At 37.4% G+C, this 18,688-nt stretch carries 15 protein-coding genes; 4 read left to right on the top strand and 11 right to left on the bottom strand.

Annotated elements, in window-relative coordinates:
* The first annotated feature begins 30 nt into the window (after positions 1-30).
* Positions 31-828 carry a DUF2989 domain-containing protein gene (locus tag AC27IF_RS08325; protein WP_487053583.1) on the top strand — a complete coding sequence of 266 codons (798 nt, stop codon included), beginning with the start codon at positions 31-33 and terminating at the stop codon, positions 826-828.
* Between the two features lie 12 nt (positions 829-840).
* Here the strand turns inward: AC27IF_RS08325 and msrB are convergent, their stop codons facing one another.
* A complete protein-coding gene (gene msrB, locus AC27IF_RS08320) occupies positions 841-1,221 on the bottom strand; it encodes a peptide-methionine (R)-S-oxide reductase MsrB (protein WP_487053581.1) in 381 nt (126 codons plus the stop codon).
* Between the two features lie 16 nt (positions 1,222-1,237).
* Entirely contained in the window at positions 1,238-2,767 is a 1,530-nt protein-coding gene (gene gndA, locus AC27IF_RS08315) for an NADP-dependent phosphogluconate dehydrogenase (RefSeq protein WP_487053579.1), read from the bottom strand.
* A 360-nt stretch (positions 2,768-3,127) separates the two neighbouring features.
* Between gndA and gap the strand changes: the two genes are divergently transcribed.
* Positions 3,128-4,132, top strand: coding sequence for a type I glyceraldehyde-3-phosphate dehydrogenase (gene gap / locus AC27IF_RS08310; RefSeq protein WP_487053578.1), 1,005 nt, complete (start codon positions 3,128-3,130; stop codon positions 4,130-4,132).
* A 92-nt stretch (positions 4,133-4,224) separates the two neighbouring features.
* On the opposite strand, the gene pyrF is transcribed toward gap, so the two are convergent.
* The 9 genes from pyrF to gyrA all read right to left on the bottom strand — a co-directional run bounded on the left by pyrF (position 4,225) and on the right by gyrA (position 14,938).
* Positions 4,225-4,920 (bottom strand): orotidine-5'-phosphate decarboxylase, encoded by a 696-nt coding sequence (gene pyrF, locus AC27IF_RS08305; protein WP_487053576.1) that lies wholly within the window; start codon positions 4,918-4,920, stop codon positions 4,225-4,227.
* A gap of 207 nt (positions 4,921-5,127) precedes the next feature.
* Entirely contained in the window at positions 5,128-6,297 is a 1,170-nt protein-coding gene (lapB, locus tag AC27IF_RS08300; RefSeq protein WP_487053575.1) for a lipopolysaccharide assembly protein LapB, read from the bottom strand.
* 14 nt (positions 6,298-6,311) lie between these two features.
* The gene (locus AC27IF_RS08295) at positions 6,312-6,557 is read right to left on the bottom strand and encodes a lipopolysaccharide assembly protein LapA domain-containing protein (protein WP_487053574.1); all 246 of its coding nucleotides are present in this window, start codon (positions 6,555-6,557) and stop codon (positions 6,312-6,314) included.
* A gap of 136 nt (positions 6,558-6,693) precedes the next feature.
* Entirely contained in the window at positions 6,694-6,981 is a 288-nt protein-coding gene (ihfB, locus tag AC27IF_RS08290) for an integration host factor subunit beta (protein ID WP_487053573.1), read from the bottom strand.
* Between the two features lie 146 nt (positions 6,982-7,127).
* Positions 7,128-8,789 carry a 30S ribosomal protein S1 gene (rpsA, locus tag AC27IF_RS08285; protein ID WP_487053571.1) on the bottom strand — a complete coding sequence of 554 codons (1,662 nt, stop codon included), beginning with the start codon at positions 8,787-8,789 and terminating at the stop codon, positions 7,128-7,130.
* 144 nt (positions 8,790-8,933) lie between these two features.
* Positions 8,934-9,614 (bottom strand): (d)CMP kinase, encoded by a 681-nt coding sequence (gene cmk, locus AC27IF_RS08280; RefSeq protein WP_487053569.1) that lies wholly within the window; start codon positions 9,612-9,614, stop codon positions 8,934-8,936.
* A gap of 86 nt (positions 9,615-9,700) precedes the next feature.
* Positions 9,701-10,993: a 3-phosphoshikimate 1-carboxyvinyltransferase gene (gene aroA, locus AC27IF_RS08275; RefSeq protein WP_487053698.1), complete on the bottom strand. Its 1,293-nt coding sequence runs from the start codon at positions 10,991-10,993 to the stop codon at positions 9,701-9,703.
* A gap of 1 nt (position 10,994) precedes the next feature.
* Complete coding sequence (serC, locus tag AC27IF_RS08270) at positions 10,995-12,083, bottom strand: 3-phosphoserine/phosphohydroxythreonine transaminase (RefSeq protein WP_487053568.1); 1,089 nt, start codon at positions 12,081-12,083, stop codon at positions 10,995-10,997.
* Positions 12,084-12,217: 134 nt separating this feature from the next.
* Positions 12,218-14,938, bottom strand: coding sequence for a DNA topoisomerase (ATP-hydrolyzing) subunit A (gene gyrA / locus AC27IF_RS08265; RefSeq protein WP_487053567.1), 2,721 nt, complete (start codon positions 14,936-14,938; stop codon positions 12,218-12,220).
* Between the two features lie 281 nt (positions 14,939-15,219).
* On the opposite strand from gyrA, the gene ubiG reads away from it, so the two are divergent.
* Positions 15,220-15,942 carry a bifunctional 2-polyprenyl-6-hydroxyphenol methylase/3-demethylubiquinol 3-O-methyltransferase UbiG gene (gene ubiG / locus AC27IF_RS08260; protein WP_487053565.1) on the top strand — a complete coding sequence of 241 codons (723 nt, stop codon included), beginning with the start codon at positions 15,220-15,222 and terminating at the stop codon, positions 15,940-15,942.
* 469 nt (positions 15,943-16,411) lie between these two features.
* Positions 16,412-18,682: a class 1a ribonucleoside-diphosphate reductase subunit alpha gene (nrdA, locus tag AC27IF_RS08255; protein ID WP_487053564.1), complete on the top strand. Its 2,271-nt coding sequence runs from the start codon at positions 16,412-16,414 to the stop codon at positions 18,680-18,682.
* Positions 18,683-18,688 lie beyond the last annotated feature (6 nt).

Raw genomic sequence — 18,688 nt, 5'->3', positions numbered from 1 at the left:
TATGAATCTTCTATCTCAAGTGATATTTTTATGAAACATCTAGCCGTCATTATTTTAATTTTTCAATTACTTGGTTGTGATTCAAGTAAAAGCTTAGCTGAGTTATGTAAAGAAAATCCACAAATATGCCAAGAGTTTGGGGAAGATAGTTGGTGTAAGAGTGAACGTGTCGATGTGGCTTTAGCGAGAATATCATTAAAAACAAACAAACAAGACTTACAGAGATATCAATTATTAGTTGCCTATGAAGGTTATGTAAAATGCATGTCGTTAGCGTCGCAAATTCAGCATATTAAATTAAAAGAAAAAACTACGCTAAGAAGAAACAATTTATTAAAAGCCAAAGAGCAATTGAGCGAGCTATCAGATCAAACATTAGACTCAACTCACCCGCACTTGCTTTACTATCATTGGTCAAGAGAGCTAAATGAACACTCATTAGCTCAGTTTATTGCTTTAGAAGGCAGCAGTGAGTTAGAAAATGCTATTTCTCAGTATCACCTTGCCAGCTATTATTCTAAGAAAGATCTTAATAAAACCTTAGGGTTATTATTTCACGCTTTGGAGCTTCACCAACCTACAGAAAAATTAATCCCTGAAGTAATGCAAACGTTGGCGACTATATTTAGTAATAAAGAAAAGCCTAAACAAGCTTATATATGGCTGAAGACTTACCAATTAGTCACTGATGATAGTAATAATCAACTTGAATTGACCCTAGAGCAAATTGCTAAGAGTAATGCGCTGGATGCGAGCTTTTTAGATAAAGTGGCAGAGAGTACTTTAGCTAAAATTGAACAGGGAAAGTTTGTTGCGCCTAAATATTAACAACTGAAGTTATTAACTGGTATGTGACTGAAAGCTTAGACTTAATGAATTGACACAATAGCGCTTTCCAGTGGGTTTGGGACCATCATCAAATACATGACCTAAATGCGATTGACAGTGTTGGCATTGTATTTCTATACGCTTCATATGAAGACTATCATCTTCAAAATAGGCAACATTATTAGCCACTGCTTCATAGAAACTTGGCCAACCACAACCGGCGTTAAATTTATGCTCACTGTTAAATAACGGCTTATCACAGCAAGCACACAAATAGAGGCCAGATTGCCAATGATCATTATAAATACCAGTAAAGGGTCTTTCTGTTGCGGCTAAGCGGCAAACTCGATAAGCCTCTTCACTTAACTTTTCTTTATAATGATCATCATTCATTGCTAGGTTAACCTTTCTAATCAATAACTACTGTTTTACGCTCTGCAGTAGACCATTGCACATGGTATTTTTTACCATCATTTTTATCTATACGCTCAAAGGTATGAGCGCCAAAGAAATCACGTTGGCCTTGTAATAAATTAGCGGGCAAAGTTTCACTGCGCATAGAGTCATAGTAAGACAACGCTGAAGACAATGCACCATTAGGGATACCAAACATAGTAGCGCCACACACAGCTTTTCGCCAATTTAATTGACGCTCACTAAGCTGTTTAGCGAAAAAGTTATCAAGCAATAAGTTATCTAAGTCTTCATCACGTTCAAAGGCTTGCGTAATTGATTGCAAAAATGTTGCTCGAATAATACAACCTGCACGCCAAATTTTAGCGATACTAGCAAAGTTAAGTGTCCAGCCATGCTCTTTTGCTGCTAACTTCATCAATTGAAATCCCTGAGCATAAGCACACATTTTAGCGCAGTAAATCGCATCATGAAGCTGTTCTATATAGTCTTGTTTTTCTTGATTTGAAAGAGCTTCTGACTCTGGGCCACTCAAAGTAACAGAAGCTTGTGTACGCAATGATTTGAATGATGAAATGGATCTAGCATAGACAGCTGACGCAATAGTTGGTGCTGGACACCCTACTTCTAAACTACTAATAGCAGTCCATAGTCCAGTGCCTTTTTGACCTGCTTTATCTAAAATCAAATCAACTAGAGTGGTATTAGTATCAGATGATTTATGTCTTAATACTTCAACACTGATTTCCATTAAATAGCTATCTAATAAGCCTTTATTCCATTGCTCAAATATATCGGCAATTTCATTTGCTGATAAGCCCAAACCATCATTTAGAATATGGTAAGCTTCACAGATAATTTGCATATCAGCATATTCAATGCCGTTGTGTACCATTTTAACATAATGCCCAGCTCCTGCTGGTCCTATATATGCGGCACATGGCTCGCCACCTGAAACAACTTGTCCTGGCTCAGTACGTTCGATTGGCTTACCGGTTGTAGCATCTACTTTTGCGGATATAGCTTCCCAAATAGGTTTAACACGTGACCAAGCATAAGGTGAGCCACTAGGCATTAAAGATGGGCCAAAACGTGCCCCGACTTCACCACCTGATACCGCAGATGAGAATAATAAGAAATTGCTCTTATATTTTTTCTCTCGTGCTACCGTATCTACCCATAAACTATTGCCAGTATCGATAACTATATCATCTGGTTGTATACCTGCACCAATTAAGTTTTCACAAACCTGATCTACGGGTGCACCGGCAGGAACACTAAGAACAATAAGGTGAGGAGCTTTTAATTGCGATAATAATTCAGTATATGAAGAACAACCATAAACACGAGGAGTACCAGTGGTGTTTTCTAAATTGTCTTGTTCGATTACCCCTTGTATTTTGTCATCACTTAAATCAAAAGCGGCAATGTTATAGCCATTATCTGCAAGGTTTAATACTAAGTTTTTACCCATAACACCAAGGCCAATGAAGCCGATGTCACACAAAGTTTTATCTTGTGTCATAAAATTACATTCCTAAAATTGATTGCTCATTTAAGAGCGCTTTCTCTTTATATAAACAAGAATATGATTTAGAGAAGCAAGGTAGGATTATTTTCGCGTTATCTTTCAAACCGAAAGCTTTAACCTACACACCGAAATTTATCGCATTCTACCATGCAAGCATTGCTAAATCATGTAAATATCGAATAAAAGAACAAAATCTAATGCTGTTTTATTTTATTTTATATTTTTTAGTAATCATACGTACAAATATAGGCTCAACTGGTATTTTTTCAGCAATTAATCTAAGTTTAACTTGTAATATTTTCAAAATGGTGTAATTTTACTACATAATTGTTTTATGCGTTTATGAGGTTTCACATGAGTATTAAAGTAGGTATTAACGGTTTTGGTCGTATTGGTCGTTTTGTATTTAGAGCGGCAGCAGAGAGAGATGATATTGAAGTTGTTGGTATCAATGATTTAATTGATATTGATTACATGGCTTACATGTTGAAATATGACTCAACTCACGGACGTTTTAAAGGTACAGTTGATGTTGTTGACGGACAATTAATTGTCAACGGTAAAACGGTACGAGTAACTGCAGAGCGCAACCCAGCTGACCTAAAATGGGATGCTATCGATGTTGATGTAGTTGTTGAGTCTACAGGTTTATTCTTAACAGACGAAACAGCACGTAAGCATATTGAAGCTGGTGCTAAGCAAGTTGTATTAAGTGCGCCATCTAAAGATGACACGCCTATGTTTGTTTGTGGTGTTAACTTAGATAAGTACGATGGCCAAGATATTGTTTCTAACGCATCTTGTACTACTAACTGTTTAGCGCCTATCGCCAAAGTATTAAATGATAACTGGGGCATTAAAGATGGTTTAATGACGACAGTACATGCAACTACAGCTACTCAAAAAACTGTAGACAGTCCTTCTGCTAAAGATTGGCGTGGTGGTCGTGGTGCTGGTCAAAACATCATTCCTTCATCAACAGGCGCAGCAAAAGCGGTTGGTAAAGTTATTCCTCAGTTAAATGGCAAGCTTACTGGTATGGCTTTCCGTGTGCCTACTCCTGATGTTTCAGTAGTAGATTTAACGGTTAACTTAGAAAAACCTGCAACTTACGCTGAAATCTGTCAAGCGATGAGTGCAGCTGCAGAAGGCGATTTAAACGGTATTTTAGATTACACTGAAGACCAAGTTGTTTCTAACGACTTCATTGGCGAAACTGCCACTTCAGTTTTCGATGCTAAAGCTGGTATTGCCTTAACAGATACGTTTGTAAAAGTTGTATCTTGGTATGATAATGAAATTGGCTACTCAAACAAAGTTTTAGATTTAGCTGCTTATATTTCTAATTACAAAAAATAATTTTGTAATTATTAGATCAAAAAAAGGGCTTAGTTGGAAAACTAAGCCCTTTTTATTTATGCATTTTTTGAAATACTCTTCAAATAAATCGATTAGCTAATTGATTTATTTATTTGTTCTAACACGAGTTGCGGATCAACCGCTTTTGTTATTGGACGTCCGATCACCAAATAATCAACACCAACATCAATTGCTTGTTCAGGCGTCATAATACGCTGCTGATCATCACTTGCACTTCCTGCTGGTCTAATTCCTGGTGTGATCAATTTAAACTCTTTACCAAGGGACAGTTTTAATTGTTCAGCTTCCCATGCAGAACAAACTACACCATCAAGGCCACTTTGCTTTGTGAGATTAGCGAGGAAATCGACTTGCTCAGCAGGTGTTTTAGTAATTCCTAAGCCTCGTAAGTCTTGTTCAGACATACTAGTTAGTACGGTAACGGCAATAAGTAATGGTGCGTCATCACCATAATGCTCTAGTGCTTGTTTCGCTTTAGTCATCATTTGACTACCACCACTAGCGTGCACGTTCACCATCCAAACACCAAGATCAGCAGCAGCCGTTACAGCTTTAGCTACTGTATTTGGGATATCATGAAATTTTAAATCTAGAAAAACATCAAAGCCCTTCCCTGTTAATGTTTTAACAAAATCAGGACCAAAGTAGGTAAACATCTCTTTTCCTACTTTAAGTTTACAGTCGCTTGGAGAAATTCTATCTACAAATGATAAAGCATCATTTTTTTTATCGAAGTCTAACGCAACGACTACTTTTGGATCTAACATGGTGTTTCCTATTCTCAATTTTTTTAACAACTGAAGATTACGGCTCAAGATGCCACCGAAATGACGTTGTGTTTACAATATAATTAAATTAGTTGCCTTTATATGCTAAATCAAACGAAGCTACTTCAAGGAAAACGCACGGAGTTGACGTTAGTCAATGAGTACTTTTGACGATGAAATAGCAAAGTATGATAACGCAGATTAAGACTACTCTCCTTCGAGGCCTCGCACAGGTTTCAATTGTTCCCACTCGTGACATGAAGGACAAGACCAATAATGTGTCGAGCTATCAAAACCACAACTACGACAACTATATCTATGTTTAACTTTTAAATACTCGCTAATTAATTCACGAATTAAATCTAAACTTGCATTATTGACTTCACTCGCAGGTTGATTCATTTGCATTTTAACAAAATGCCTAAAACCACGTATTGTTGGACGCCTTTTTAACGCCGATAACATAAACTCCTGTGACTTTTTATTACCGTGCTTTTGTTCTACATGGCTTAAATAAGATATTAAAGCGCTAGTACTTGCTGTTTCATCATAAACTTTTTTGATAAATTTAAAGAATTCATCACTGGCGTCAAGTTCAATATAACATTGATGCATTTGTTCAATAACATCAGGAAAAAATTCTCTATCCTGCTGATAGATGTCCTGATAACACTTACATGCTAATTCAGATTGCTTGTGGTTTTGATAAATTTTTGCCATTAACCAATTTGCACGGCAAGAATTAGGATCTAACTTTAATGCTTGCTCTAGCAATTCGATTACTTCAATAAATTTATCTTGCTCAAATGCGGTTGTTGCTTGTTCGCAGTAAAAGTTAGCTAAAGTGTGCAATAAGCGCTTATCATTTAACTTAATAACGAGCTTTTTATGATTTATCCCTTGTTGCCAATCTTTGGTAGACTGAAAAATTTGTAGCAAGTAAGTAAGTGATTTCAAGCCATAATCAGACGATTTAAGTAATTTACTGAACATTTTTTCAGCTCGGTCATATAAACCAGCACTTAAAAAATCTTTACCTAGTTCAAAAACGGCTTGCTGTTTATCTTTAGTAGGTAAATTACCATGACGTACTAAATGTTCATGAACCTTTAAAGCTCTATCAAGCTCACCACGTTTTCTAAAAAGATTTGCCATGGCAAAATGCGCTTCAACACTGTCATCTTCAACCTTTAAAGCATCGAGCAACGAATCTATAGCTTTGTCTTTCTGATTTGATAATAGATAATTCAAGCCTGTGGAGTATTTTATCGACAAGTCTTGCTTGATGGTTTGATCTTTTTGTTTAATGCTATTTCGTCCCATAAACCAGCCATAAGCCATGGCAACAGGGAGTAATAAGAAAAAATATTCTATCATGTGATTAATTACACTTATGCTTCAGTTGAGCGGTTTTTAGCGAGCGCCTTTTTACCTTTTCGAACTAATCGCCATAATATGGTGACTAAGAGACCAATGACAAAGCCGATGGCAGTAAACAAACTGACAGCTTCGGCAATAGACAACTCTACTCTAGCAATAAGGTAGTTTAATGAAATGATTTGTTCATTTTGACTGCCAAATATAAAGGCTATGGCGAGAAACATTAACACTAAGAAAAAAGTAATATAAATTCGCACGTTAGCTAACTCGCTTATAAAGTCTATTGGAAATATTGTAGACGAAAAAAAACGGCATACAATGGATGCCGTTTATTATCTAATTTTTTTGTCTTTATTACAATAAAAGCACTATAAAGAAGCAATTATGTTGTAATTAAGCTACTGAAAGATTGACTCTTTCTCGTAACTCTTTGCCTGGTTTAAAGTGAGGAACATACTTACCTGTTAACTCAACTGATTCACCAGTTTTTGGATTTCTACCAACTCTAGGAGCACGATAATGTAATGAAAAACTACCAAATCCTCTAATTTCTATGCGATCACCTTTAGATAAAGATTGCGCCATTAATTCTAAGATTTCTTTAATCGATTGTTCTACATCTTTAGCTGACAAATGTGATAATTTCTCGGCTAATTTTTCAATGAGTTCTGATTTGGTCATTTGACCCTCCAGTATTCACCTAGCTTCGCGCTAATGGAATTAATATAAAAGGAGAGTTTAACCTCTCCTTTCCCTAGTCTCTTTTTAGTTTAATATAAATTTAAAAGAGTGCAAAGAATTAAAAACTAATAAGTTTTTATATAAAATTAGTTTTTAGCGTTTTTAAACGCTGCTGCCATCGCACTTAAACCAGTCTCTTCAGCTTGGTTTAGGTTATCCATAGCTTCACGTTCGTCAGCTTGGTCTTTCGCTTTGATAGATAAGCTGATAGTACGGTTCTTACGATCCACACCCATAAACTTAGCTTCAACATCGTCACCAATAGATAATTCTGTAGATGCATCTTCAATGCGCTCAACAGAGATATCACTAACACGCAAGTAACCTTCAACACTTTCAGCCAACTCAATAGTTGCGCCTTTAGCATCAACAGCCGTTACTTTACCTGTAACAATAGCACCTTTTTTCTTATCTGTCAGATACATATTGAACGGGTCGTCTTCAGCTTGTTTAACACCAAGAGAGATACGCTCACGCTCTGGGTCAACTTGAAGTACGATAGCTTGGATTTCATCGCCTTTCTTATAATCACGAACAGCTTCTTCACCGCCATTCCATGAAATATCAGATAAGTGAACTAAACCGTCTATGCCGCCATCAAGACCAATGAAGATACCAAAGTCAGTGATTGACTTGATCTTACCTGATACTTTATCGCCTTTGTTGAAGTTCTTAGCAAACTCTTCCCAAGGGTTAGCGATACATTGTTTAAGACCTAAAGAAATACGACGACGTTCTTCGTCAATTTCTAATACTAGTACTTCAACAGTGTCACCTAAGTTAACAACTTTAGATGGGTGGATGTTCTTGTTAGTCCAATCCATTTCAGAAACGTGAACTAAACCTTCAACGCCTTCTTGGATTTCAACGAAACAACCGTAGTCAGTTAAGTTAGTTACGCGACCAGAAAGTTTAGAACCTTCTGGGTAACGGTTAGCAATAGCTACCCATGGATCTTCGCCTAACTGCTTCATACCTAGAGATACACGAGTGCGCTCACGGTCGAATTTCAATACTTTAACTTGGATTTCATCACCAACATTTACGATTTCGCTTGGGTGCTTAACACGTTTCCAAGCCATATCTGTGATGTGAAGTAGGCCGTCAATGCCGCCTAAGTCTACGAACGCACCGTAATCAGTAAGGTTCTTAACGATACCTTTAACTTCTTGGCCTTCCGCTAATGACTCTAGTAATTCATCACGTTCTGCACTGCCTTCAGCTTCGATTACAGCACGACGTGAAACAACTACGTTATTACGCTTTTGATCAAGCTTAATAACTTTGAATTCTAAATCTTTACCTTCAAGGTGAGCAGTGTCACGTACTGGACGTACATCTACTAATGAACCTGGTAAGAAAGCACGAATATTGCTAACTTCAACCGTGAAACCACCTTTAACTTTACCGTTGATAACACCGATAACAGTTTCTTTTTCTTCGTAAGCTTTCTCAAGTACTTGCCACGCTTCATGACGCTTAGCGTCTTCACGTGAAAGTATAGTTTCACCGAAACCATCGTCTGTTGCTTTAAGTGAAACATCTACTTCATCACCAACAGCAACTTCTACTTCACCAGAAGTATTTTTGAATTGGTCAATTGAGATAACACTCTCAGATTTAAGGCCAGCGTCAACGATTACGTTGTCTTTGGTTACTTTTACGATTGTACCGCGGATAATTGAACCCGGGCGAGTTTCGATTTCTTGTAAACTTTCTTCAAAAAGTTGTGCAAAATTTTCAGTCATAACTTGTGTATTAACTCGTTATTAGTCCAATCAACATCATGTTTCATGGGGTTGTTAAAATAGCCTCGGTACATCCATGACGTAGGCTTTAGTTAGTTTATCTTTTACAGTATAGGACTAAGCCCAAAGATAAAAAATAATGGTTTATGTTAATTTTTCATTCGCAAATGAAAGGACTTTATTAACCACTTCCTGTATAGAAAGGTCAGTAGAATCAACTATTAACGCGCCTTCTGCCGGCACGAGCGGGGCAACTTCTCGGTTGCTATCTCGCTCATCTCGTTGACGTATGTCATCCAAAAGGCGCCCGATTTTAACATCAAAGCCCTTCTCTTTCAACTGATTAAATCGACGCTCTGCTCGCTCTTCAGCGCTAGCGGTTAAAAATACTTTCACCGGAGCATTTGAAAATACTACCGTCCCCATATCTCTACCATCAGCAACTAAACCAGGGGGAACACTAAATGCACGTTGGCGTCTTAATAATGCTTCTCGAACACGAGGATATGCTGCAACTTTGGACGCTATAGCACCAATCTCTTCTGTACGAATAGAGTTAGTGACATCTTCACCTTCTAAAATTACTTTACTCTCACCTTGACTGCTAATTTCAAATTGCACATCAAGGTGTGCAGCCATAGGAATTAATGGCTCTTCATCGTCAAGGCTAACATGATGATGTAACGTAGCGACGGCTAATACACGATAAATAGCACCGCTATCAAGCAAATGCCAGCCAAGTTGCTCTGCTACAATTCTAGCAACAGTTCCTTTGCCTGCCCCACTAGGGCCATCAATCGTAATTACTGGAACGCTTTCCTGCATACATCTATCTCCAAATCTCAAAAAATCGGCGGCATTATACGGGATTTAACTTTTAAAATCGCCTAATAAATTATTATAGAGAATATTTAGCAAGAGACCTGTGCTAACTTATCAAAATAATCAGGAAATGTTTTCGCCGTACACTTGGGATCATTTATCGTCACAGGTGTGTCACTTAAGGCAACAAGTGAAAAACACATCGCAACGCGATGATCATCATAAGTATCAATTTCAGCATGTTTTAATGTGGCTGGCGGGGTAATTGTAATAAAGTCTTCACCTTCGATAACCTCAGCACCCACTTTTCTTAGCTCTGTCGCCATAGCAAATAATCTATCGGTTTCTTTTACTCGCCAGTTATAGATGTTTCTAATTGATGTCGTGCCTTTGGCAAAAAGTGCTGTTGTCGCGATAGTCATTGCTGCATCTGGAATATGGTTCATATCCATATCAACCGCTGTTAGCGGTTTGCCTTTAACAGTAATTGATTCGTCAGCCCAAATAACTTCTGCGCCCATTTTTTCAAGAACATCGGCAAAATGTTTGTCACCCTGAACACTTAATTTACCAACGCCATGGACGGTAACTTCTCCACCTTTAATTGCTCCTGCGGCTAAGAAATATGAAGCTGAAGAAGCATCCCCTTCAACCATATACTTTTCAACAGACTGGTAAGATTGATTACCTTTTACTGTAAATGATTGATAATCATTATTTTGTACATCAACACCAAAACGGCTCATGATATTGAGCGTAATATCAATATAGGGCTTAGAAACCAATTCACCTTCAATTTTTATCTGGGTGTCAGTTTTCAATAAAGGCGTGATCATTAAAATAGCCGTTAGAAATTGACTAGAAATAGAGCCATCTATCGTTACAGTGTTACCGGCCGAATTTGCAGTTAAGGCTTTACCTTTTATTTTAACAGGAGGATAGTCTTCATTTTCTAAGTACTCAGTATCTGCATCAAGTTGCGTTAGGGCATTAACCAAATGACCAATTGGCCTTTCCTTCATTCTTGGCTCACCCGTTAAGATAAACTCTCCTTCGCTAGCAGCAAGTGCTGCGCACAATGGGCGCATTGCAGTACCCGCATTGCCAAGGTATAACTCTACAGGCTCACTAACATTAAAAAAGCCATTATTACCAATGACGGTACACTCGGTACCACAATCACTTAAACTATATTCTATGTTAAGCGTTGTTAGAGCATTTAACATATGGTTAATGTCATCACTAACAAGCAAATTGGTGATTTTTGTTACGCCATTAGCTAATGCGGCAATTAGCAATGCGCGATTAGATAAGCTTTTAGAGCCGGGTAAAAAGATTTCACCATTAATTTTATTAATTGGGTTTAAGGTTAACTGTTCCATTCTATCTAATCTCTTGTTCAAATTTTTTCATAAAGATCACTAACGCTTTAACACCTTCAATTGGCATAGCGTTATAAATACTTGCGCGCATTCCACCAACAATTCGATGGCCTTTAAGTGCCATCAAACCTTGTTGTTCTGCTTGCTCAATAAATTTATCATTTAGGCTTTCATCTTTAAGCCAAAAGGGAATATTCATTTTACTGCGGTATTGTGATTCAACATTGTTGAGGTAAAAGCCACTACTATCAATCGCTTGATATAATAATTCTGCCTTTTCGTTATTTTCTTTCGCGATAGTTTTAAGGCCACCTTGTTCTTTCAGCCATTTAAATACTAAGCCAGCTAAATACCACGCATAGGTTGGCGGAGTATTGTACATTGAATCGTTATTAGCCGAGGTTTCATAATTCATGATACAAGGTGTTGCTTTTTGTGCGTTTCCTAAAAGATCTTCACGAATTATGACAATGGTTAAACCGGAAGGACCAATGTTTTTCTGAGCCCCTGCATAGATAACACCAAATTTAGTAACATCTATCTCATGAGATAATATGGTCGAAGACATATCTGCGACTAATGGCACGCCATGCGTTTCTGGAATATCATTCATTTCAATGCCATCAACGGTTTCGTTAGGGCAGTAATGAACATATGCCGCATCACTATTTAAAGGCCATTGATCAAGTGGCACTAAACCCGTTTCATTATTATCGTGTTCTTCACGAATGTTAATAACATTAATGTCACCAAAATTTTGTGCTTCTGCTGCCGCTGCTTTTGACCATGATCCGTTTACTATATAGTCGGCAGACTTTCCTGCAGGTAATAAATTTAATGGTACTGCAGAGAATTGTCCTCGGCCACCACCATGACAAAACAAGACTTTGTAATTGTCGGGTATAGCCATGAGTTCACGTAAATCTGCCTCGGCTTGCGCGGCCATCTCCATATATATTTCACTACGGTGGCTTAACTCCATAACCGAGCTGCCGGTATTATTCCAATTAATAAATTCTTTTTGTGCTTTTGCCATAACCACTTTAGGTAACATTGCCGGACCGGCACAAAAATTAAAAATTTCTAACATTTTCTTTTCTCAAATATTCAAAAACTAATAAATATAAACTCATGCTTTTTCACATCCAGCTGTTCGCGATATACCGCTCATTCTGAACATAAAAAAAGGCGGTTATTAGCCGCCTTTTAAAAGTGTGCGACGAATTATTCTTCTTCGTCGCTTGATGTACTTTCGTCATCCACTTGTTGAGCACTATGCTCTGGATTGTGTGTAGCTGTAGTTTCCTCAGTGCCTTCAGTCACTGTCGGCTCTTCATCTTCTAGGATTTCAGGCTCTTCAATCTCATCAATTCTCTGTAAAGCAACAACATGCTCGCCTTCAACGGTACGAATTAAACGTACACCTTGAGTATTACGACCAATTACACTCACTTCATTAACACGTGTACGTACTAATGTACCGTTATCAGTAATTGCCATGATTTCATCAAGCTCTTCAACTTGCACAGCACCAACAACTTTACCATTACGTTCACTTACTTTGATTGAAACAACACCTTTGGTTGCTCTGCTCTTCGCTGGATATTCAGCTAAGTCAGTTCGCTTACCAAAACCATTTTCAGTGATAGTTAATATAGGACCATCATTCTTCGGCACTATCAATGAGACAACTTTTTGCTCACCTTCAAGTTTAATACCACGAACACCAGTACCTGTTCTACCGATAGGTTTTAATGCCCAGCGCTGCTCACCTGTTTCAGGATCAAGTTTTATTTCGCCTGTTTCACTGTCTTTAACTTTCTCATTGAAACGTACTACTTTACCTGCATCTGAGAATAGCATGATGTCATTATTACCATCGGTAATATCAACACCAATTAGCGTATCATCATCACGCAAGTTTAAGGCGATAATACCGTTAGCGCGTTGGTTTTTATAAGCCGTTAATGCTGTTTTCTTCACAGTACCTGAAGCGGTTGCCATGATAATATACTTATCTTCTTCGTATTCACGAACCGGTAAAATTGCCGTAATTCGCTCATCTTTCTCAAGAGGTAGTATATTGACTATTGGACGACCACGAGCCGTACGACTAGCCAGTGGTAATTGATAAACTTTAAGCCAGTATAATTTACCGCGATCAGAGAAACATAAAATAGTATCGTGGGTATTCGCAATTAATAAACGTTCGATGAAGTCTTCTTCTTTCATCTTAGTCGCCGCTTTGCCTTTACCACCACGACGTTGTGCTTGATAGTCACTCAATACTTGATATTTAACATAACCTTCATGAGAAAGTGTTACTACTACGTCTTCTTCACAAATTAAATCTTCTAAAGATAAATCGTGAGAAGCATTAGTGATTTCGGTGCGACGTTCATCACCAAATTCATCACGAATAGCGACTAACTCTTCACAAATCACTTCCATCAAGCGCTCAGGGCTTTCAAGAATATGCATCAATTCGGCAATAAGGTCTAATAACTCTTTATACTCATTTAGAATTTTTTCGTGTTCTAAGCCACTTAATTTGTAAAGTTGTAACTCTACTATTGCTTTCGCTTGAACAGGCGTTAAGTAATATTTGTTATCACGAATGCCGTATTGTGGCTCTAACCACTCAGGACGCGCGGCATGTGTACCAGCGCGCTCTAACATAGCGCTAACATTACCTAAGTCCCAACCTTGTGCGACTAATTTTTCTTCAGCTTCTTTTCTTGAAGGTGAAGTTTTTACTAATTCGATAATAGGTTCAATATTCGCTAACGCAATTGATAAACCTTCTAAGATGTGAGCTCTGTCGCGTGCTTTTCTTAATTCAAAGATAGTACGGCGAGTCACCACTTCACGGCGATGAAGAACAAACTCTTCAAGCATTTCTTTTATGTTGAATATTTTTGGTTGGCCGTTACCTAATGCCACCATATTCAAACCAAATGACACTTGCATTTGAGTTAATTTGTAAAGATTATTTAATACAACCTCACCTACTTCACCACGTTTGATCTCGATAACCATACGCATGCCGTCTTTATCAGACTCATCACGCAGTGCTGAAATACCTTCAAGGCGTTTATCCTTAACAAGCTCTGCCATTTTTTCAATCAGGCGAGCTTTGTTAACTTGATAAGGTAATTCATGAACAATAATGGTTTCTTTACCTGTGCTTTCAGTCACTTCTATTTCAGCGCGAGCACGGATTTTTATTTTACCACGGCCAGTACGGTAAGCTTCTTCAATACCGGCACGTCCACTAATAATACCTGCGGTAGGGAAATCAGGACCTGGGATATGAGCTAACAACTCTTCAAAGCTGATATCTTTATTGTCAATTAATGCTAAACAACCATTGATAACTTCAGTTAAGTTATGTGGTGGGATATTTGTTGCCATACCAACAGCAATACCAGAGCCACCATTAACAAGCAGGTTAGGTATTCTTGTCGGCATTACCGCTGGAATATGTTCGGTGCCATCATAGTTAGGCACAAAATCGACGGTTTCTTTATCTAAATCGGCTAAAATTGAGTGAGCGATTTTATCCATGCGAATTTCGGTGTAACGCATTGCCGCTGCACTATCACCGTCAACCGAGCCAAAGTTACCTTGACCATCAACTAACATGTAACGCATTGAAAAAGGTTGAGCCAAACGAACAATTGTATCGTATACCGCAGTATCACCATGCGGGTGATACTTACCTATTACATCACCAACCACACGGGCTGATTTTTTATAAGCTTTATTCCAATCATTTCCTAATACATCCATCGCGAATAACACACGACGATGAACTGGCTTTAAACCATCACGTACATCTGGTAATGCACGACCGACAATAACGCTCATGGCGTAATCTAGATAGGAAGTTTTTAACTCATCTTCAATATTTACTGGAACTATTTCTTTGGCCAGATCTGACATAAATAGACGTATCCCTTAACTTAAAACGTAACTATAAAATCACAAGATTTTTATTATTATTTTTTTACAAACACTTCATAAAAAAATGTAAATCAACGCAGCATACTAGCATAATTTTTAGGGATGCCAAACAGCTTTATTCTCTTGTATAAAAGTGAGTTTTTATTAAGCTTTATTATGGCTATTTATCGAGCAAAAACTGCCTTTATTGATCAATTCGCTTTGTTTAGAAAAATGTTTGGTTTAGAATTGTTACCCACTTTCAAGTTATAGATATCACAATGACAACAAACTCACTTAACGTAAATAAAGAAGAAATTGAAAAATTTGAAAAAGTCGCTAGTCAATGGTGGGAGTTAACCGGTGATTTTAAACCTTTACATCAGTTAAACCCGTTAAGGGTACAATTTATTTGCCAACATATAAGTGAACAGCAAAAAGAAATCTTTGGCAGTAACATTATAGATGTTGGTTGTGGCGGTGGTATATTAAGTGAGTCTTTGGCGAAATTTGGCGCTAATGTCACCGGTATTGATATGGGTACAGAGCCTCTAAATGTAGCAAGGTTACATGCTCTGGAGTCAGGGTTAACAATAAACTATGAAAAAATCACTGCCGAAGAGAAAGCCCTACAAGCGAAAGAGTCATTTGATTATGTCACTTGTATGGAGATGCTCGAGCATGTACCCGATCCCTCTTCAATTATTAATGCCTGTGCTCAAATGATAAAACCTGGTGGCTTAGTTTTCTTCTCTACCTTAAATAAAAACATAAAGTCGTATTTACTGGCCATTGTTGCTGCTGAGAAATTATTTAAATTAGTACCTGATGGCACTCATGAGCATGATAAATTCATTAAACCCTCTCAACTCATAAGCTGGGCACAAGCATGTGATTTAAAATGTATCGATGCCAGTGGCATTCATTACAATCCTATTACTGAAAATCATAAACTAACGGACAATTTAGATGTCAATTACATCTTATGTTGTCAAAAACTTTAAGCGTATTTTTAGCAGTGTTTCTTAAATAAGCACTTTGACCACTCTGTAACCAAGCTAGCAACACATTGAAAATATGAGGTTTTATATTCTATATTCTAATTAGTAATATAGAGTCCTAAAATCCAATTAAAATATTTCTAATGGATATTTTTATTAAAAAAGTGTTTGCAATTAGCAAATCATTCAATGAAATGGTGGTACTAGGTTAGTCATCACTAACACAATACTAAACACTTAAAAAACAGCTAAAAACTAACCAATTTAAACGCTTGCAAAAAAAGGTAAACCTCATTATCTTGTGTTTAGAAAATAAATAAACCCAAGATGTTGTGCGCTGAAGTTCTTTTTTGCGTATTCAGGGAAATAATAAAAACAAAGGGGTTTCTTCAGTCGCATTTAATAACAGCTTTATTTGAAATTGCTGTGCATTGAAGAACAAAATAATAACAATTTTTATCACAGGTCTTTCATGAATAATAATCTTTTTGTTACAAAGCGTAATGGCGAAAAAGAACCCATCGATCTCGAAAAAATCCACCAAGTTATTGCTTGGGCTGCAGAAGGATTAGAGCAAGTTTCCGTATCTCAAGTAGAGCTTAAATCACATATTCAATTTTATGATGGTATTAAAACAGAAGATATTCACGAAACAATTATCAAATCTGCTGCTGACTTAATTTCAGAAGAAACCCCAGATTACCAATATTTAGCCGCAAGACTGGCTATATTCCATTTACGTAAAAAAGCTTACGGTAAATTTGAACCACCAAGGTTATATGACCATGTTGTTAAATTGGTTGAATCTGGCAAATATGATCAACATTTACTAAGTGATTATAGTGAAAGTGACTTTGAGCATATGTCTTTGTTTTTAGATCATAGCCGTGATCTTGACTTTAGTTATGCTGCTGTTAAACAGCTTGAAGGTAAATATTTAGTACAAAACCGAGTTAACGGTGATATTTATGAAAGTGCTCAATTCCTTTATATCTTAGTTGCTGCATGTTTATTTGCTAAGTACCCTACTTCTACACGTTTAAAGTACGTTGAAGGTTTTTATAATGCCATTTCAACCTTTAAAATATCTTTACCTACACCGATTATGGCGGGTGTTCGTACACCAACACGTCAATTTTCTTCGTGCGTATTAATTGAGTGTGATGATTCTTTAGATTCAATCAATGCAACATCTAGCGCTATTGTTAAGTATGTTTCTCAACGCGCGGGGATTGGTGTTAATGCCGGAAGAATTCGTGCTTTAGGAAGCACCATACGAAATGGTGAAGCATTTCATACCGGTTGTATTCCATTTTACAAACACTTCCAAACCGCTGTAAAAAGCTGTTCACAAGGTGGTGTTCGTGGTGGTGCGGCAACGTTATTCTATCCTCTATGGCACTTAGAAGTAGAAAGTCTGTTGGTTCTTAAAAACAACCGTGGCGTTGAAGAAAACCGTGTCCGTCATTTAGATTACGGTGTTCAGTTTAATAAATTGATGTATCAGCGCTTAATCAAAGGTGGCTCAATTACATTATTTAGTCCAAGTGATGTGCCGGGACTTTATGACGCTTTCTTTGAAGATCAAGACAAGTTTGAACAATTATATGTTCAATACGAAAATGATGAGTCAATTCGCAAAAAACGTATTAAGGCGATTGAATTATTTACTTTGTTCGCACAAGAGCGTGCAAGCACAGGGCGTATTTATTTACAAAATGTCGATCACTGTAATACTCACAGTCCTTTCGATCCAAGTCAGGCTCCTATTCGCCAAAGTAACCTGTGTTTAGAAATAGCTTTACCCACTAAACCAATGAATGAAGTCAACGATGAAAACGGCGAAATTGCCCTTTGTACTTTATCAGCGTTTAATCTAGGTGCTATCGACTCACTTGATGAACTTGAAGGTTTAGCTGATTTAGCGGTACGTGCCCTTGATAGCTTATTAGATTATCAAGACTACCCTATCCCAGCAGCCAAGAGTGCCAGTTTAGCTCGCCGTACATTAGGTATAGGTGTTATCAACTACGCTTATTATTTAGCGAAAAACGGATTGTACTACTCAAACGGTAGCGCTAATAACTTAACTCATAAAACGTTTGAAGCGATTCAGTTTTATTTATTAAAGGCAACTAACTTACTTGCTAAAGAGCAAGGTGCATGTCCTAAGTTTGATGAAACACGCCTTTCACAAGGCATTTTACCTATCGATACCTATAAAAAGACTATTGATGATATCACTGGTGAGCCGCTTCATTTAGATTGGGAGTCTTTACGTGAGAGTATTAAAGAGCATGGTGTTCGAAACTCTACTGTTTCGGCATTAATGCCATCAGAAACCTCTTCTCAAATATCGAATGCTACCAATGGTATTGAGCCTCCTCGAGGTTTAATCAGCATTAAAGCGAGTAAAGATGGCATATTGAAGCAAGTTGTTCCTGAGTATCAAAAACTGAAGCATAATTACGAGCTACTTTGGAATATTCCTGATAACGAAGGTTACTTACAAATTGTAGGTATCATGCAAAAGTTTGTTGACCAAACTATTTCGGCGAATACCAATTACGACCCATCAAAATTTGAAGGTGGTAAAGTTCCTGTGAAACAGATATTAAAAGATATCTTAACCGCTTATAAGCTTGGCGTTAAAACTATGTATTATCATAACACCCGTGACGGTGCTAGTGATGATGTAGAAGTTGAAGATGATGGCTGTGCTGGCGGCGCATGTAAAATATAACCTTCA

The organism is Colwellia sp. KS18-150 (assembly GCF_057551365.1).
The sequence above is the reverse complement of the archived record's forward strand: the minus strand, read 5'-3'. Positions and strand labels throughout refer to the sequence as shown.

Excerpts from the sequence above, each read along its gene's own strand:
- rpsA (WP_487053571.1), bottom strand. The coding sequence starts at position 8,789 with ATGACTGAAAATTTTGCACAACTTTTTGAAGAAAGTTTACAAGAAATC.
- AC27IF_RS08325 (WP_487053583.1), top strand. The coding sequence starts at position 31 with ATGAAACATCTAGCCGTCATTATTTTAATTTTTCAATTACTTGGTTGT.
- gyrA (WP_487053567.1), bottom strand. The coding sequence starts at position 14,938 with ATGTCAGATCTGGCCAAAGAAATAGTTCCAGTAAATATTGAAGATGAG.
- lapB (WP_487053575.1), bottom strand. The coding sequence starts at position 6,297 with ATGATAGAATATTTTTTCTTATTACTCCCTGTTGCCATGGCTTATGGC.
- nrdA (WP_487053564.1), top strand. The coding sequence starts at position 16,412 with ATGAATAATAATCTTTTTGTTACAAAGCGTAATGGCGAAAAAGAACCC.
- gap (WP_487053578.1), top strand. The coding sequence starts at position 3,128 with ATGAGTATTAAAGTAGGTATTAACGGTTTTGGTCGTATTGGTCGTTTT.
- cmk (WP_487053569.1), bottom strand. The coding sequence starts at position 9,614 with ATGCAGGAAAGCGTTCCAGTAATTACGATTGATGGCCCTAGTGGGGCA.
- msrB (WP_487053581.1), bottom strand. The coding sequence starts at position 1,221 with ATGAATGATGATCATTATAAAGAAAAGTTAAGTGAAGAGGCTTATCGA.
- gndA (WP_487053579.1), bottom strand. The coding sequence starts at position 2,767 with ATGACACAAGATAAAACTTTGTGTGACATCGGCTTCATTGGCCTTGGT.
- ubiG (WP_487053565.1), top strand. The coding sequence starts at position 15,220 with ATGACAACAAACTCACTTAACGTAAATAAAGAAGAAATTGAAAAATTT.
- serC (WP_487053568.1), bottom strand. The coding sequence starts at position 12,083 with ATGTTAGAAATTTTTAATTTTTGTGCCGGTCCGGCAATGTTACCTAAA.
- ihfB (WP_487053573.1), bottom strand. The coding sequence starts at position 6,981 with ATGACCAAATCAGAACTCATTGAAAAATTAGCCGAGAAATTATCACAT.
- pyrF (WP_487053576.1), bottom strand. The coding sequence starts at position 4,920 with ATGTTAGATCCAAAAGTAGTCGTTGCGTTAGACTTCGATAAAAAAAAT.
- aroA (WP_487053698.1), bottom strand. The coding sequence starts at position 10,993 with ATGGAACAGTTAACCTTAAACCCAATTAATAAAATTAATGGTGAAATC.